We start from the raw sequence: 18,665 nt of genomic DNA on the forward strand, positions 1-18,665 counted from the left end.
ACGTTTCTAATTATCTTTAAAGGGAAAACGTACACTATAATTGGAGGGATGAAATTGAGTAATAAAAAGCAAGATCAATTAAATGACATGAAAAAGGATAATGACGGTAAAGCATTAACGACGAATAATGGCGTTAAAGTAAGTGAAGATGAAAATACTTTAACTGTTGGAGAACGCGGACCGAGCTTATTAGAAGATTTCCATTTCAGAGAAAAAATCATGCATTTTGATCATGAGCGTATACCTGAACGTATTGTGCATGCAAGAGGTTTTGGTGCACACGGTGAATTTCAAGTTTATGAAGATTTATCAGAATATACATCTGCTGACTTTTTAACTCAACCCAATAAAACGACCCCCGTATTCGTAAGATTTTCAACTGTACAAGGTTCTAAAGGTTCTCCTGACACTGTGAGAGATGTTCGAGGGTTTGCGACGAAATTCTATACAGACGAAGGTATCTTTGACTTAGTTGGAAATGACATTCCCGTATTCTTCATACAAGATGCGATTAAATTCCCAGACTTAATTCATGCAGTTAAACCTGAACCTCACAACGAAATGCCTCAAGGTGGTTCGGCACACGACACATTTTGGGACTTCTTTGCACAAAATCCTGAATCGACTCATACGACAATGTGGGTAATGAGTGATCGTGGTATTCCTAAGAACTTTAGACAAGTCGAAGGGTTTGGTGTTCATACATTCCGACTTGTTAATCGTGAAGGTCAGGCTCACTTTGTAAAATTTCATTGGAAACCAGTGCAAGGATTAGAATCACTCGTTTGGGATGAAGCACAAATTTTATCTGGTAAAGATATCGATTTCCACCGCAAAGATTTATATGAATCTATTGAAAAAGGTGATTTCCCAGAATGGGAGTTAGCTCTGCAAATTATTCGACCAGAACAAGAATTCGATTTTGATTTCGACATATTAGATCCAACAAAAATTTGGCCGGAAGATCAAGTACCCGTCCAAAAAGTAGGTAAAATGACGCTGAACAGAAATGTAAGCAACGTATTTGATGAAACTGAACAAGCTACATTTCACCCTGGACATATCGTACCGGGTATAGATTTTACAAATGATCCTTTATTGCAAGGACGACTGTTCTCATATACCGACACACAAATCTCCAGATTAGGCGGACCAAACTTCAATCAAATACCAATCAATCGACCGGTAAATGAAGTTCACAATAACCAAAGAGATGCCATGCATCAAATGAATGTTCATAAAGGGCAAGTCGCTTATCATAAGAACGCACTCAACAATAATGACCCACATACAACACCTAAAGAAGAAGGTGGCTATGAACATTACCAGGAAAAAGTAGATGGCCATAAAATTCAAAAAAGAAGTGAAAGCTTTAAAGATTATTATAGCCAACCAAAATTGTATTTAAATAGTCTTAATGAAGACGAATACAATCATATGGTACAAGGCTTTTCTTTCGAGATTGGTATGTGCAAATCTATTATGGTGAAACAAAATGCAGTAAATCAACTAAACAAAGTTGATCGTAAATTAGCTGAAGAAGTGGCACAAAACATAGGTGTTACAGTACCTGAAACAAATGAGGAAGTGCAATCAGAATCTAAAGATAGTCAACTCACAATGGAAAAATTCAACATCCCATTACCAGGACATTCAGTAGCCGTATTAATAAACGGTGATATTAGCGCTGAAACTTTAAAATCATACGCCAAAGTATTTACAGCAAACAAATTAAATTATGCATTCGTAGGAAAACATCCAAAAAGCATATCAGAAGACTACGGTATAACAGAAACATTTAATACAGCACATCCAACATTATTTGATAGTCTCATCGTATTATCAGACGATAGCGATATTAACCCATCAATAGAAGAATTTGCAGAACTTTCTTATAAACACAACAAACCGTTAGTCTTTAATCAACACGCAGCTGAAAAACTTAAAAATGCCAAACTAGACTTATACGGGTCTGGTGTCTTCATTTCAGACGAACCAGACACAATAGTCAAAGCATTTGAAAGAGCAAGATATTGGGATAGATAGAATTGATCGATATATAAAGTAAGAAGCAAGCATGTACTTTCAAAATCGTAAAATATAAAGATCTCTTCACTAGGCAATAGCCTAATGAAGAGATCTTTTATTTTGAGTTTAGGTATTTATGTCCCAGACTCTACTAAGGTGAAAAGACTTTATGAAATTGTTCTTCGGTATCCGCTTCTATTAACTTTAAGACTTTAGTGTAATCATTAATAATATCGGTTAAGTTTTGATACATTTTTCTAGATTGATTGTTGTATTCTTTTTTAAACCGAGACAAAATACAATTTGTACTTCTTTATCATCCCATGCGATTGGTTTTTCCATCGTTATCATATATATGAATGTTTGCTTTGCTAAAGGCATTACTGGATGTGGTATCGCTACTAAATTTCCATAAGCTGTAGAAGCATGTTGTTCCCTTTCTTCTACGCTGTCTATAAATCCACTATGAATTAAATCTCGCTTTTTCAATTGAGTATTTAAAAATTTTAATAAATCATCTTTATTGTTCAACTTTGTTTTTAGTTCGATTATTTCTATTAATGCTTCTTAATGATGAGAATCCTTTAAATCAATATACCTTTGTATCTTATCTAAATCTTGCTGCGACATAATTGGATTAACATATAACACAGGTAAATCTACAGTATCATTAATCGGTACTGTTGAAATAATCAAATCTGACTGTTCGAGGTTTGCTTTATGAATATTATATAACTCTATAATTTCAGAAATTTGAATTTGATTTCCAAAGTTCTACATCAATTTATACTTTATTAATTGAGAGCTTGTTAATCCTGAATTGCAGACAAGTATGACGTTCAACTTTCCTTTATCTGTCTCTATTCGGTTTAATGCCATCTCAAAGTGAAGCGCTAAATACCCTATTTCACTTTCCGATATTTGTACTTTTAAATCTTTTTCAATCATTTTACTCGCCACTAAAGCAATATCAAAAGCAAATGGGTAGTTTTGTTTAATTTCATTTAACATTGGATTTCTAATATTCATTTTATATTTATATCGATGAATGGATGTACATAAATGTAAATATAAGTTTTTCTTAAGTGCATTGTCTGTCGTTAAATCTAAATAAAAAATGCGTTTAATATGATCTAACATATGTTTAATCATCGTCTCAATCATATTATTTCTAGGTACATTTGTGACTTCATTCATAATACCTGTCGTCACAAAATGAATATACAAATAATCCATTTCTTTTTTAGGTAAATTCAAAGCAAAACGACGCTCTATAAATTGAATCATTTCTTGAAAGAATGCCTTTAATTCTTTAGGTAACGGTTGCTCTTCAATTTGAAATTGTTGTTCTATCATAAGTTGATTTCTCATTCTAACGATCTCAATATTAATATGTGTTACAAGATTATCAAGTTTCACTTCAGGAATTTCAATTTTATACTTGCTTAACAGTTTAATCAGATATGATTTAACGCTTTTAATATCATCTTCTGTAAAACCTATATTAACATGTTGATTATTTAATAAAAATTGAGCAATGGCATACCTAATTTGAAATTCATTGCCAATTATTTTCATGCCGTAATTTGGACGGCTTACGATTTCAATTTCATATTGAGAGAGTATTTTTCTCATTTCATTCATGTCGTTTTTTAAAGTACCTACACTTACAAACATACTTTCACTCAAAGATTCTAGTTTTGTATAATGGTTATCCAGCAATAATTTTTTCATAATATAACGAATTCTACTATCTTGATTGTTGAAATTTAAATTTTCATCTTTTAAAAACCGTTCATTCAAAAAGTAATTAAATAAACCTTCATCCATTATTTGGAGCTGATAACCTTTTGACTTTTTGATTAAAATAGTGAAACCATATTCATTGCTCGCTTCATTAATAATTTTTATATGTGAGCGAATCGTTTTTGAAGATAGTCCCAATAATTTGGCAATTGCATCACTGTTCATATATTCGTGTTGATGCTGGTATAATATTTTAACAATGTTAAGGTCTCTGGTTTCCATCACGCTCTCTCCTAATATTTCTCTTTGTATTTCATATTAGTCATTTAAACTGTTGCTTGCAGAAACTTCTTTAAACCATTTTCTACTTTGTTTGATTGTTCTTTTCATTGTATCAATATCCACCGAAACAAAACCATATCGATTCTTATATGCATTCATCCATGACCAGTTATCCATAAACGTCCACATATGATACCCTGTACAATTCGCACCTTCTTCTATAGCTTTATTCAACCATATTAAGTGTGATTTTACAAAATCTATTCTGTAAGTATCATTAATTTGGCCGTCTTCGATGAATCGTGCTTCATTTTCAACGCCCATACCATTTTCAGAAATGAAACTTTCTATGTTGTGATAATTTTCTTTTAAATTAATCATAATATCGTATATCCCTTTAGGATAAATTTCCCAACCACGATATGGATTCATTTTTCTACCTGGCATTTCATAGTTATCAAAATAATACTCAGGGAAGAATGGTGAATTTGGATTAGGAACAGTATCTCTCGCTTTAACACGTCTAGGTTGATAGTAGTTAACACCTAATAAATCTACTGTATATTGATTAATGGTGTTTAAATGTTCTTCTGTATAAGTCGGTACCAATTCATGCTTCTTCAAAATATCTACTAAATCTTGCGGATATTGACCTTTTGTTACAGGATCTAAGAAACTTCTATTAAAGAATAAATCCGCGATTTCTGCAGCTTTAACATCCGCTTCATTTTCACTACGTGGATAAGATGGTGATAAATTTAATATAATACCAATTTTTCCATCATAACCATTTTCTTTATAAGCTTTGATCACTTGAGCGTTCGCAAGTACAGTATTAAACGCTACCTGGAAGCCTCTTTTCGCATCAATTATATTTGGGTAATGGAAGTCATATAAATAGCCGCCTTCAACCGGTACAATTGGTTCATTAAATGTAAACCAATATTTAACACGGTCACCAAATAATTCGAAACATGTCATTGCATAATCCACATATCGATCAACAACTTCTAAAGACTCAAAACCACCTTGTTGTTGCTTTTTAAACGGCATATCAAAATGATATAAATTCACGAAAGGTTCAATATGATTTTCTTTCAAGCCATTGATAACACGATTATAAAATTGGACTGCTTCGTCATTTACTTCATTCGTATCTTGATCCATTAATCTAGCCCAAGAGATAGATAATCTAAATGAATTATGACCTGTTTCCTTCATTAATTTAATATCTTCTTCAAATTTATGATAAAAGTCTGAAGTTTGATAAGGTCCTACACCATCGAAAAATCGATTAGGTTCTTCTTCAAACCACTTGTCCCATATCGTTTCATCCTTGAATAGTTTTGTACCTTCCGTTTGTGTGGCACTGGCAGCACTTCCCCACCAGAAACCTTCTGGAAATACATACTTAGTCATGATTTCATCTCCTTATATAAAACTACCATTTCATTTGCTAAATCTTTAACTGTGATTGCATTCATTAAATGATCTTGAGAATGGATGAGCAATAAATTCAATTCACTTTCCTCACCTTGTGCTTCATTTTGTAACAATTCAGTTTGATATTTATGTGCTTTATTGATTTCTTGTTCCGCTTCTTTAATGAGCGCTTCAGCTTCTTCAAAGTTTCTTTTTTTTGCACATTGTATAGCTTCCATAGCGCTTGAACGGCCGTTGCCACCGTATAATATAATTTGAAATGCTATCTCATTAATTGAGGTTGCCATCGTAAATTCCTCCATCCTATATTACTTTTCTAATTCTTGTTTTAAATAGTTTTTGTCTAATACTTTTAAAAATGGCCACCAAATGACAAATGTGATACATAAATTGACGAGTTGTAACGCTGCGCCTTGCCATGCATTTCCTGTCGCTAAAAAACCACTTATAAATATAGGTGTCGTCCATGGCACAATGACACCTGAAGGCTTCGGTACAAATCCAATGTACATAGCTGAATAACTTACAATTGTAATGATTACCGGTGAAACAATCCACGGTATAACCACCAATGGATTCATGATGATTGGCAATCCAAATAAGATAGGTTCGTTCACATTAAATATGGAGGCTGGGGTTCCAAGTTTCGCTATTTCTTTATTTTGCTTACTTCTACAAAGTAAATATATTCCAATAACTACTGCTATTGTTCCACCAGTTCCGCCCATACCAACTAAAAATGTATCTATAAATTGTTTAGTAATAATATTTGGTAACTCTAATCCTTTTTGAAACGCTTCAAAGTTTTCATTGTTTAATGAATACCAGATTGGGTCAAACACTGTATTGACGATAATTTGTCCATGCAATCCAAAGAACCAAAATATTTGAATGAATAATACAGCAACAATAGTAGCTGGTAATCCTTTTCCTAAAGCCGTTAAAGGTTCTTGTACAATTGTATAGATTAAATCTTGTAACGTATTAAATGGTGTAAACGCAATTAAGATTCTAATGATTAAAAATATCGTTAAAGTAAATGCTACCGGAAGCAAGGCACTAAATGACTTAGAAACTTGATCTGGTACACCTTTAGGCATTTTTATCGTAATATCTTTTTTCGTAAAGAAACTGTATAACTCTGAAGTAATAATAGAAACGATAATACCAAGGAACATCCCTTTTGCACCTAGTATTTCTGTAGGTATAACTCCTTCAGTCTTGCCTACTACTTGCGGCGTTAAAATTAAAACTGCACTTAGTGCTGTTACCGCTCCATAAATCCCTTCCAAACCATTCCGTTCGGTCAATTTATACCCAATCCCGATAATTACAAATAGTCCCATAATAGAGAGTGTTGCTGCTGAAGCTGGTCCAACTGCATTTTGCCATGCTGTAAACTGACTTTCTGATAATAACTTATCTAAAAATGGAAAGTTTGCAATTACGACAAAGATAGAACCAAATATAATCAATGGTAAAGCAATCATAAAACCGTCACGTAAAGATGCTAAATATTTATTGTTATTTAATTTATCCGCTATTGGCAGTAATACATCTTCTAACTTATCCATAAAAGTGCTTTGCATTTTTATCACCTATTCCCCTAATAATGATAAAGCTTGTTTTAGTACGCCATCCCCGTCTATTCTTCCATAGCTTACTGAATCTATTGTTTCAATTGGCATTTCGATTCCTTGTTCTTCGGCTGCCTTTACAAATTTTTTCTTCATGAATCTCATTTGTGGACCGATTAATAGAACATCATACTCATCTAAAGCTTGAAAAGCATTGTCACTCGACATCGCTTTTATATTAACTTGTATATCTTGTGTTTCTGCTGCTTCTTTCATTTTTGTTACTAATAAACTCGTAGACATTCCCGCTGAGCATGCTAACAAAATATTTTTCATATTATTTTCCCCTTTCGACTATATTTACATTATATTTTGAATGCGCTTACATATCGATATAATCATTTTCCTCTACTAGTGGAATGTAAATATGGTAATTATTATTATGCATAATACAAATAATAGTAGTATAATGCTTTTTATATTGTTTTTTTAAGCATATTTTTAACATATGTGTTATTGAGATTAAGGAGAGCGAAAAAAATGGAAGATCATGAATTAAAACGGAGTATGTCCAATAGACATATACAATTAATTGCTATTGGTGGCGCGATTGGTACCGGTCTTTTTCTAGGTGCTGGTAAGAGTATTTCATTAGCTGGCCCATCAATTTTATTAGTTTATATTATTATCGGTTTTTTCTTATTTATTATGATGAGAGCATTAGGAGAATTATTACTTTCAAATAGTGATTATAACTCTTTTATTGATATTGCAGAACATTATTTAGGTCCTTTATTTGGGTTTTTAACAGGATGGACATATTGGTTTTGTTGGGTAGCAACGGGAATAGCTGATATTACAGCTGTAGCAAAATATATTCAATTTTGGTATCCAGATGTTCCATCTTACGTTTCAGCCATAGCAACCGTTGTTATTTTATTAGGTTTAAATTTAATGACAGTGAAACTATTTGGTGAAGTAGAATTTTGGTTTGCACTTATAAAAATTATCGCCATCGTATTATTAATTGCGATTGGTTTATGGATGATTTTAAATGGTTTCAAATCAAGTACAGGCATTCAATCCGGTTTCCACAATTTATATTCACATGGTGGTGTGTTCCCGAATGGTGCGATGGGCTTCTTACTCGCTTTCCAAATGGCGGTATTTAGCTTTGTCGGAATTGAACTTGTTGGCGTAACAGCTCGTGAAACGAAAAATCCTGAAAAGAACTTACCTAAAGCGGTCAATTCTATCGGAATTCGTATACTCATATTTTATGTTTTAAGTTTATTAATTATCATGAGCATTACACCTTGGAATAAAATCGATCCAGATGAAAGTCCATTCGTTAGTTTATTTGTGTTAGCAGGGATTCCTGCTGCTGCGGGCATCGTAAACTTTGTTGTATTAACGTCTGCTGCAAGTGCTGCTAATAGTGGCTTATTCAGTAATAGTCGAATGGTTTATGGTTTAGGTCAAACAGGTCATGCACCTAAAACCTTGAGCAAAACGAACAGACGCGGTGTACCATACCCAGCTTTAATTTTTTCAGGCGTTGTATTATTCTTAGCAGCAATATTAAACTATTTCATACCTGATGATGTGTTCACACTCGTAACAACACTGGCAACAATATTTTTTATATTTATCTGGTCAATTATTTTAATTTGTTATATTAAATTTAGAAAAGAAGATGCAGATTTACATGAAAAATCTAAATTCAAAAATCCATTTGGTGTGATTGGTTCTTACCTTTCATTACTATTTTTCGCGTTTGTACTCGTTATTTTATTCTTTGCAGAAGATACACGTACAGCGTTATTATATTCACCTCTATGGATAATCATGTTGTTAGTCGTTTATTACGTCAATCAACGTAAACAAGCCAATAAGCATTAATATCTTTAGACTGTAAACTATGTCATTCGACATGTTTACAGTCTTTTTTATATTATTAAGTGATATTAATATTCAATAAATATATGATTAAAAATTATTCGTGCAATATTTTCTTTATTTTCAAAATATTTAGAAAATACTATTAACTAATATATTTTTATGTGCTAAAGTTTGCTTATTAACTTAAAAAGGAGTGAACGCTAATGGTTAGTGAACCACTTATTTCAGCCACTATATTATTTTCATTAATTGTTCTCGGTGAAGTGATTTCTTATCTTACAAAAGCACGTGTACCAATGTTATTAACAGCTATGGTCAGTTATTTACTTTTATCATGGGCAGGCGTACTACCTGAAAAGATATTAGATCACGCAATATTGCCATCGCTTGGCGCACTTATTATTGCACCTGTTATTATGCACATGGGGACGATGATGCCCCTTCATATATTGAAGTCTCAATGGAAAGCAGTTGTGATTTCAGTCTTTGGAATTATTGGTTCGACTACTTTAATTTTAATTTTCGTTACACTCCTCTTTGATTTCCGTACAGCAGCTTCAGGAGTTGGTCCAATTGCAGGCGGTATCGTTGCACTACTCATCACTGTGGAGAAACTTCAAGATTTAGGATTAGCTAACTTAATTGTATTACCTGCTATTGTTCAAGCATTACAAGGTGTCATCGGTATGCCACTAAGTTCAATACTTATGAAACGTTATTCTAAGTATTATCTTGCAAATAGAGAACATGATAAAAATGTTGCTAACATTTCTAATAAAAACAAAGTCAAAAAAGAAACAATTTTCAATAGAAATCCATTGTTACAGAACAATGTTATTAGACTATTTATCATGTTCTTCTTAGCAAGTATTGCTTTTATAATCGGAGAATTTACAGGTATCCACTACACACTGCTCAGTTTACTATTTGGTGTAATTGGACTAAAGATTGGTTTATTCGAACAAAAAGAACTCGAACGAAATCAATCGTTTACGATTATGATGGTTATCATCATCCTTATCGTTATCGGTTCTATGGGTGGCATTAAACCTCATGATTTATGGGCATTCTTACCAGCAATATTATCTATCCTCATTATCGGTACAATCGGCATTTTAATTGGTGGATTGATCGGTGCCAAATTAATTGGTTGGAGACCTACAAAAGCTTTACCAGTTGCTCTAACAGCACTATACGGTTTTCCAGGTGATTTTATTTTATGTGAAGAAGTTAGCCGTTCTGTCACAGACAATGATGAAGATAGAGAAGATGTATTTAATGAGCTACTCAGTCCAATGATTATCGGCGGATTTACAACTGTAACAGTAGCGTCGGTTATTTTAACATCTATATTAATGAATTTTCTTTAATAACTAGGAGGCATTTATCATGATTTTAAAAAACATCAACTTAATAGATGGAACAGGTAAAGAAGTACAACAAGGCGTAGATATTAAAATTGATCATAACGTTATTGCTGAAATCGGGAAAAATTTAACAGGAGACAATATTATAGAAGGAAATGGACAATATTTACTACCTGGCATGATTGATAGCCATGTACATGTCATGTTGGAAATGGAGCCATTAGAAAATCGCTTATCTACACCATTTTCATATAATTTTTATAAAGCGATAGATCATTTAAAGAGAACAGTAGATGCTGGCGTGACAACTGTTAGAGATGCTTTAGGTGCAGATTTAGGTATAAAAGAAGCTGTAAATGATGGCATCATATTAGGACCACGTTTACAAATCAGTGTGAATGCATTAACGATCACTGGCGGACATGGTGATAGTTACACAAAATCAAGTATACACTTACCACTTTTACAAGATGATTATCCAGGTATGCCGAATGGATTGTGTGACGGTGTGAATGAAGTACGTAAAAAAGCGCGTGAAATGTTAAGAGCCGGAGCAGATGTATTAAAAGTTCATGCAACTGGCGGCGTTACAAGTGCTACTGATCACCCAGACTACACACAATTTTCATTAGAAGAATTAAAAGTCATTGTAGAAGAAGCCCAGTTTAGAAACAATCGTAAAGTAATGGCACACGCACAAGGTTTACAAGGCGTCAAACAGTGTATAGAAGCGGGTATCCATTCAATCGAACACGGCATATATTTAGATGATGAAGCAGTCAAATTAATGAAAGAAAAAGAAATGTATTTAGTACCAACACTGCTCGCTCCCCTTTCAGTGATAGAATTTGCTGCTGAATTAGGCATGAGTGAGAACTCTATAAACAAATCAAAACAAGTCATGCAAGATCATATCGAAAGCTTCAAAAAAGCACATCAAGCAGGCGTAAAAATCGCAATGGGTACAGATGCCGGCGTATTTAAACACGGTACTAACTTAAGAGAATTAGAACTCATGGTTGAACACGGTATGACAGAAATGGAAGCCATCATTGCATCAACTAAAACAGCAGCAGAATGCTTAGGTTACGATGACGAACTCGGTACTATCGAAGTAGGTAAAAAAGCAGACTTTATATTGCTAGACCAAAACCCATTAAAAGACATTGCCGTCTTAAGAGACCCTCAAAAAATTAAAGTCGTATCAATAGACGGTAAAATCGTAAAAGACATTAGATAAATAGACATCCTTTCTTAAATATGAGAGCGCGTAAATTCCTATTCTCGAGGAATTTACGCGCTTTTATTTTATTTAGTGAGTCTTCGTGCGTTTTGGCTAGATTTCACTTGAATCGCACAATATCTTTTGAGTCTTCGTGCGTTTTATCCATATTTTACCAAAATCGCACGATATCTTCCAAGTCTTGGTGCGATTTGACCGTGATTTTATCATGTCAGGCTCCACTTGATAAATAGAACCCGTGATTTTATCATGTCAGACTCCACATGATAAATAGAGACCCTGATATTATCAAGTCAGGCTTCACATGATAAATAGAGACCCTGATATTATCATGTCAGGCTTCACTTGATAAATAGAACCTTTGATTTTATCATGTCAGGCTTCACTTGATAAATAGAGCCGTTGATATTATCATGTCAGGGCCCACTTGATAAATAGCAACCAATCTTTATAATCTTCCTCCACGATTTTGCAAAGTGCGGACGCCCGGGGGAATAGTATGCGCGAGAGACTACAGGCTCGAGCCATACCCCCAGGCAAGCATGCACTTTCAAAATCGTAAGATTTTAAAACATACATTGCTTCTATGTTGCTTGTTTGGTCAGTCTTGCAACATACGGGCGTGCTATGTTGCTTGTTTAGTAAGTCTTGCAACATACGGGCGTGCTATGTTGCTTGTTTCGTAAGTCTTGCAACATACAGGATTTCTATGTTGCTTGTTTAGTAAGTCTTGCAACATTCGGAGCTTCTATGTTGCTTGTTTAGTAAGTCTTGCAACATTCGGAGCTTCTATGTTGCTTGTTTGGTCAGTCTTGCAACATACGGGCGTGCTATGTTGCTTGTTTGGCAAGTCTTGCAACATTCGGAGCTTCTATGTTGCTTGTTTGGCAAGTCTTGCAACATTCGGAGCTTCTATGTTGCTTGTTTCGTAAGTCTTGCAACATACGAGCCTTCTATGTTGCTTGTTTGGTGAGTCTTGCAACATACAGCATGTACTTAAAAGAACAAACGAAACAATAGCAAAAATTCTTTATAATCTTTCTCCACGATTTTGCAAAGTGCTGACGCCCGGGGGAATAGTATGCCGCGCGCGACTACAGGCTCGAGCCATACCCCCAGGCAAGCATGCACTTTCAAAATCGCAACACTCTAAACACAAAAATAAATCTCTTCACTAGGCTATCACCTAATGAAGAGATTTATTTTGAGATCGGATATCTTTGTCCCCGAACCTTTGTTTATATACTACATATTACCTATTGATAAATATTTCGTTTCTAAATATGGTTCTATACCTTCTATACCGCCTTCACGACCGTAACCACTTTCTTTATATCCGCCGAATGGTGCATGGGCTGCTGATGGTGCGCCATCGTTCCACCCAATCACGCCATAATCAAGCTTTTTATAAATATCGAAGCCTGTTCTATAATCGTTCGTAAAGAAGTAAGCTGCTAATCCATATTCAGTATCATTTGCTACTTTTAAGATTTCATCTAAATCATCATATGTCATAACAGCTGCAATTGGTCCGAAAGTTTCTTCATGCATCACTTTCATTTCTAGATTAGCATGACGAATCACTACTGGTTTTAAGAAGTTGCCTCCTAATTTCAGTTGTTCTATTGATAATGACAGTTCGCCACCATGTTCGACTGCATCTTCTATTTGATCTATTACTTTTTCTACCGCTTGTTGATTAATAAGTGGTCCCATATCTGTATCTTTTTCTATACCATTTCCTACATTTAAAGCGTTCACTTTTTCAGTTAGTAATGCTGTATAGTCTTGTTCAATATCTTTATGTACAAAAATTCTATTTGCACTGATACACGTTTGACCAGAATTTCTAAATTTAGTAGCAATTGTTTGATTAACAGCTAATTCGATATCTGCATCTTTATGTACGATTACTGGTGCTAATCCACCTAATTCCATCGTCACATTTTTAACACTATCAGCTGAAGATTTAATCAATTGTTTCCCAACTGGTGTTGACCCTGTAAAAGTAATTTTTTGAATGATTGGACTTTCTGTAAAAATTCTTCCAGCATCTCGACCACTTAAAACGACATATTGTATAGCATCTTCAGGTATACCCGCTTCATGTGCTAATTCAACCATTCGAATCGTTGTTAAAGGTGTTTCCAAGGCTGGCTTACATACGATGGTACAACCTGCAGCTAATGCTGGTGCCATTTTTCTAGCAATCATGGCTGCTGGGAAGTTCCAAGGTGTAATCGCACCTACAATGCCAACTGGGAACGGATCTGTAATAATCTTTTTACCTTTTTGATTCGCTGGTATTGTTTTGCCATAAATACGCTTTGCTTCTTCTTGATACCATTGTATATAACTATTAGCATAGGCAACTTCACCCAACGCTTCTTTATAAGGCTTTCCATTTTCTAACGTAATCAGTTCTGCTAATTCTTCTTTATGTTCTTCAATGAGTTGATACCATTTCAATAAAAGTGCAGAACGATCATGTGCATCTCTTTCACGCCAAGATTCAAATGCTACTTGTGCTTTATTGATCTGTTGATTTGCTTCTTCTTCAGAAGTGTACTGGATTGTCTTAACGACTTCATTCGTTGCTGGATTGTATACTTTGAGTTCTTTCAAATACTTCATCCCCCTTAGGTTTAGTTAAATATAGAATTGCTGCAATGCCATACCAAACAAATACGATAATCCATTCATGTGGCCAAATAAGTGATGAAGGCATTCCAGGTAAATAAATAGCGATAAATCCAATACTTAAAATAACTGCTACCCAACCGACAAATTTACCACCTTTAATACGATATGGTCTTTCTAAATCCGGTTCACTTTTTCTTAATTTCAAGAAAGAAAAAGCAACGAGCAAGTAACCTAATACGACACCTATACCACCTGCATCAACGATCCACACGAGTGCTGGACGTCCTAATAAAGGCGCAACAAATGCTAATATACCAAGGAATATAATGCCGTGTGTCGGTGTCTTATATTTAGGGTGAATAAATCCAAACCACTTAGGAATCATATTATTTTTAGACATCGCATATAGAATACGACTACCACCAATAATAAAGGCATTCCAACTTGTTATAATACCGGCAACGCCACCTAATACAAGTAAGATACCAAATCCACTAGAGCCAAATAAATTCACCATAGCATCTGCAGTAGCTAATTCACTCGTTTGTAATTGGCTAGGTGTTAATCCTGTTGCAACACCAAATACAATAAGTAAATAGAAAATAACCGAAGCGATTATTGAAATAACGAGTATGCGACCTATCATTTTAGCAGGTGCTTTAACTTCTTCTGCAATTTGAGGAATCACATCAAATCCTACAAATAGGAATGGAATCATGATGAGTACTGACATCGTCCCACCTACACCATTACTGAACAATGGTTTTAGTTGTGTGAATTCACCATTAAATCCCGCTCCAAAAAATAGTAATAATCCTACGCCTACAATAAATATTGTAAACACCGTTTGCATAATCGCAGCAGGCTTTACACCAAAATAATTCAATGACGTTAAGACTACACTACCGATAGAACCGATTAGAACCCAAGTTAAGTAAACATCCCAACCTGCTAGATTCCAAAGAAAACCTGTATGTTCAAATGGTATAACGTAATCAATAACTGTCGGCAATGCTACTGCTTCAAAAGTGATAACAGATACATAGCCAAATAATACTGACCAACCTGAAATAAAAGCTATTCCTGGACTAAATGCTTTCTTAACAAAGACAAATCCTCCACCTGTTTCAGGTATTGCAGAGGCTAATTCAGCATAAGTCAATCCTATGAAAATAACTAATAAGCCACCTATTGCAAAAGCTATAATACTTCCTAAAAATCCTGCTTCAGAAATCCATTCTCCCGAAAGTACAACCCAGCCCCATCCAAGCATAGCGCCAATCGCGAGAAATAATATATCTGCCATATTCATTGTTTTATTAAATTGAGAACTCATATTCATACCCCATTTTTATTAGTCATAAATCTTAAAGACTAGATTCTAAAATCGTAAATCCTTTGTTTAATTCTTGATCTGTAATGACTAAAGGTGCTAGAAATCTAATCACGTTACCGTTAATACCAGCTGATAATAATAATAACCCATTATCATTAGCTGTTTTCACAATTTGTGATGTTTTGAGTTTATCTGGTGCTTTTGTTTCTGGGTCTACAATTTCCATTGCGACCATTGCACCTAATCTACGAATGTCTCCAACAAAATTATGTTCTAGTTTATATGATTCTAACGTTGCTTCTATAGTCGCACCAAGTTGCTCAGCTTTAGCATTTAAATTTTCTTCTTCTATAATTTCGATTACTTTAAGCGCCGCTTCACAAGCTAGTGGATTACCTGCATATGTACCACCAATTTCACCTGGGTTTGGACTATCTACAATTTCACTTCTTCCTACAACACCACTCAATGGGAAACCTGCTGCAAGCGATTTAGATACCGTCATTAAATCTGGTATCACATCAAAGTGCTCAATCGCAAACATCTTTCCAGTTCGAGCAAATCCAGTTTGTATTTCATCTGCAATAAATACAATACCATGTTCTTCACAAATATCTTTTAAAGCACGCACAAACTTTTTGTCAGGTATAATAAATCCACCTTCACCTTGTACTGGTTCAATAACGACACATGCAACTTCTGAAGGATCTACAGTTGCGATAAAGAAGTTCTTCAAATCTTTGATCACGCTATCAATATACGCCTCATCACTCAATCCTTCTGGTTTATCAGCTAAATATGGATACGGTGCTTGATATACTTCTGGTGCAAATGGTCCAAATCCAAATTTATATGGTTTTACTTTACTTGTCATAGACATCGTTAAATTTGTTCTTCCGTGGAAACCTCTAATGAAAGATACAACTTGTTGTCTACCTGTATATTTTCGGGCTATTTTCACAGCATTTTCTACTGCTTCAGCTCCTGAATTTAAGAGTACTGTTTTCTTTTTATGATCACCTGGTGTAATTTCAGCTAATTTTTCAGCTAGCTTAATATAGCTTTCATACATAATGACATTAAATCCAGGTAATATAAATCGTTCTAATTCTTTTTTTAGATGTTCAGTAATTTTCGGATGTGAATGACCAACATTTAATGTTCCAATTGCCCCTGCAAAGTCGATCCATTCTTTACCTTCATTATCTGTAACAGTTGCCCCTTTAGCAAAATCAGCAATATGTGTATTACCATTACTGACACCTCTTGCTACATATTCGTTACGTAAAGATACTAATTGTTCTTGAGTCTTACCCATCTAAAATCCCTCCTATTGTTTATTTAGTACATATTAAAAAAATATTGGTATAATGAAAAGTACCAGTTTTGATTTTTATATGGTACCAGAGGGGTGAAAAGTATGGCACAAACTTACAAATATAGAGAGATTTATCTCAAAACAAAACAAGATATTCTCTCACAACAATATAATAGTCATGAAAAGTTACCATCAAAAAGACAACTAGCAAACGACCAAAATGTCAGCATAAACACTGTAAAAAATGCGTATGAACAACTTTTTGCAGAAGGTTACATATATACAAAAGAAAGACAGGGATATTTTGTTGAAGCTTTAAATAAACTAATCATTCAAGATCATCGTATACCACAGCCTATACACAATAATCCGACTAAAATTAAATCTTCATATCGTTACTCTTTTTCTCATATGACAACAGATATATCTCAGTTTCCAATTGATTTATGGTCTAAGCATACTAAAGAAGCATTTCGACTTTTCCAAAATGAAATGTCAGAAATACCAATTTATAAAGGACCTATAGAACTCAGGAAATCTATCGCACAACTCATCTCGTACAAAAGAGGCGTGACATGTTATCCAGATCAAATCATTGTCAGTTCAGGCACTGCAAACTTATTAAGCGCCTTGTTCAATACATTTTCAAACAACCAAAAAATCGCCATGGAAAATCCAGGTTATTCACGTATGAGAAAACTTTTTATAGATATGGGACAAGATGTCGTGAACATTCCACTCGATCAAAAAGGACTATCTGTTAATCGTGTAAAATCAGAGCAACCAGATTTTGTTGTGACGACACCTTCCCACCAATTTCCAACAGGGACAATTATGCCGATTTCTCGAAGAATAGAATTATTGAATTGGGTAACAGAGCACAATAAATACATCATAGAAGATGATTATGATAGCGAATATAAATATGGAACAGATAATATTCCTTCCTTATATAGTTTAGATAAAAATGATCGCGTCATATACTTAGGGACATTCTCAAAGACGTTAATGCCAAGTTTAAGAGTGAGCTATATGGTGCTGCCATATCCTCTACTTTATAAATTTGATTTAGCAACAGACACAGCAATTACAGATTTAAGCTTAATTAACGCTTATACACTACATCTATTTATAAAATCAGGAAACTACGAGAAATATATTAGAAAAATGCACCACATATATACTGAAAAAAGAGAGCTATTTTTAAAAGTATTAAACAAAGAATTTAAAGAAGATATTTCTATATACGACATGGAAGCTGGATTACACTTTTTATTAAGTATCAAAACATCACTCACCTATCAAGAAATAGAACAAAAAGCACATGATAATAGTATAGAACTCTATACATTAAGGAGATTTATGGTCGATGAACCTGCGAATTCAAAAGTCAAAACGCTGATTATTGGATTTGCGAAAATAGAACTAGAAGACATCGAACCTGCAATATTAAAATTAAAAGAAATCATTTATGAATAAAGGTAAAATAAGCAATTCAAATAAATCTATGCGTTAGGCTATGTCTTGGATTAACTGGAAATGATAATTAAATAATCTACACTTTTGACTGTTTAAGTATGTACAAAAATGTCTTGGATTAACTTCTGACTTAACTCACGACTTAGGCTATGTCTTGGATTAACTCCAGACTTAACTCACGACTTAGGCGATGTCTTGGATTAACTCCAGACTTAACTCACGACTTGGGCGATGTCTTGGATTAACTTCGGAATTAACTCACGACTTGGGCATTTTCTTGGATTAACTTCAGACTTAACTC

Annotated in this window: 14 protein-coding genes; 5 read left to right on the forward strand and 9 right to left on the reverse strand. The window is 34.1% G+C overall.

Annotation, left to right across the window (positions count from 1 at the left end; translation table 11 throughout):
- Positions 1–54 precede the first annotated feature (54 nt).
- Positions 55–2,046, forward strand: coding sequence for a catalase (locus PYW35_RS11715; RefSeq protein ID WP_103322841.1), 1,992 nt, complete (start codon positions 55–57; stop codon positions 2,044–2,046).
- 219 nt (positions 2,047–2,265) lie between these two features.
- Here the strand turns inward: PYW35_RS11715 and PYW35_RS11720 are convergent, their stop codons facing one another.
- From PYW35_RS11720 to PYW35_RS11745, 6 genes are all read right to left on the reverse strand, one after another.
- Positions 2,266–2,559, reverse strand: a complete 294-nt coding sequence (locus tag PYW35_RS11720) for a PTS sugar transporter subunit IIA (RefSeq protein ID WP_239102444.1) — start codon at positions 2,557–2,559, stop codon at positions 2,266–2,268.
- 243 nt (positions 2,560–2,802) lie between these two features.
- Complete coding sequence (locus PYW35_RS11725; protein WP_239102446.1) at positions 2,803–4,056, reverse strand: BglG family transcription antiterminator; 1,254 nt, start codon at positions 4,054–4,056, stop codon at positions 2,803–2,805.
- Between the two features lie 36 nt (positions 4,057–4,092).
- On the reverse strand, positions 4,093–5,475 hold the full coding sequence (locus tag PYW35_RS11730; RefSeq protein WP_103322842.1) for a glycoside hydrolase family 1 protein: 1,383 nt from the start codon (positions 5,473–5,475) through the stop codon (positions 4,093–4,095).
- Positions 5,472–5,786 (reverse strand): PTS sugar transporter subunit IIA, encoded by a 315-nt coding sequence (locus PYW35_RS11735; RefSeq protein ID WP_103322843.1) that lies wholly within the window; start codon positions 5,784–5,786, stop codon positions 5,472–5,474. The genes PYW35_RS11730 and PYW35_RS11735 overlap by 4 nt, the downstream gene beginning before the upstream one ends.
- Before the next feature lie 21 nt (positions 5,787–5,807).
- Complete coding sequence (gene celB / locus PYW35_RS11740; RefSeq protein WP_016912615.1) at positions 5,808–7,088, reverse strand: PTS cellobiose transporter subunit IIC; 1,281 nt, start codon at positions 7,086–7,088, stop codon at positions 5,808–5,810.
- A 9-nt stretch (positions 7,089–7,097) separates the two neighbouring features.
- Positions 7,098–7,412 (reverse strand): PTS sugar transporter subunit IIB, encoded by a 315-nt coding sequence (locus PYW35_RS11745; RefSeq protein ID WP_103322844.1) that lies wholly within the window; start codon positions 7,410–7,412, stop codon positions 7,098–7,100.
- A gap of 204 nt (positions 7,413–7,616) precedes the next feature.
- On the opposite strand from PYW35_RS11745, the gene PYW35_RS11750 reads away from it, so the two are divergent.
- From PYW35_RS11750 to PYW35_RS11760, 3 genes are all read left to right on the forward strand, one after another.
- On the forward strand, positions 7,617–8,978 hold the full coding sequence (locus tag PYW35_RS11750) for an amino acid permease (RefSeq protein ID WP_016912613.1): 1,362 nt from the start codon (positions 7,617–7,619) through the stop codon (positions 8,976–8,978).
- Between the two features lie 203 nt (positions 8,979–9,181).
- The gene (locus tag PYW35_RS11755) at positions 9,182–10,348 is read left to right on the forward strand and encodes a hypothetical protein (RefSeq protein WP_016912612.1); all 1,167 of its coding nucleotides are present in this window, start codon (positions 9,182–9,184) and stop codon (positions 10,346–10,348) included.
- Positions 10,349–10,367: 19 nt separating this feature from the next.
- Positions 10,368–11,585 (forward strand): metal-dependent hydrolase family protein, encoded by a 1,218-nt coding sequence (locus tag PYW35_RS11760; protein WP_103322845.1) that lies wholly within the window; start codon positions 10,368–10,370, stop codon positions 11,583–11,585.
- Positions 11,586–12,833: 1,248 nt separating this feature from the next.
- On the opposite strand, the gene PYW35_RS11765 is transcribed toward PYW35_RS11760, so the two are convergent.
- The 3 genes from PYW35_RS11765 to gabT are packed head-to-tail and all read right to left on the reverse strand — an operon-like array spanning position 12,834 to position 16,885.
- Positions 12,834–14,213, reverse strand: a complete 1,380-nt coding sequence (locus PYW35_RS11765) for an NAD-dependent succinate-semialdehyde dehydrogenase (RefSeq protein WP_103323015.1) — start codon at positions 14,211–14,213, stop codon at positions 12,834–12,836.
- Complete coding sequence (locus PYW35_RS11770) at positions 14,176–15,567, reverse strand: APC family permease (protein WP_103323016.1); 1,392 nt, start codon at positions 15,565–15,567, stop codon at positions 14,176–14,178. The genes PYW35_RS11765 and PYW35_RS11770 overlap by 38 nt, the downstream gene beginning before the upstream one ends.
- 31 nt (positions 15,568–15,598) lie before the next feature.
- A complete protein-coding gene (gene gabT / locus PYW35_RS11775) occupies positions 15,599–16,885 on the reverse strand; it encodes a 4-aminobutyrate--2-oxoglutarate transaminase (protein WP_016912987.1) in 1,287 nt (428 codons plus the stop codon).
- Between the two features lie 102 nt (positions 16,886–16,987).
- Between gabT and gabR the strand changes: the two genes are divergently transcribed.
- Entirely contained in the window at positions 16,988–18,364 is a 1,377-nt protein-coding gene (gene gabR / locus PYW35_RS11780; RefSeq protein WP_103323017.1) for a MocR-like transcriptional regulator GabR, read from the forward strand.
- The last annotated feature ends 301 nt before the right edge of the window (positions 18,365–18,665 follow it).

Origin of the sequence: Mammaliicoccus vitulinus, from assembly GCF_029024305.1 — a bacterium.
GTDB classification, from domain to species: Bacteria; Bacillota; Bacilli; order Staphylococcales; family Staphylococcaceae; genus Mammaliicoccus; species Mammaliicoccus vitulinus.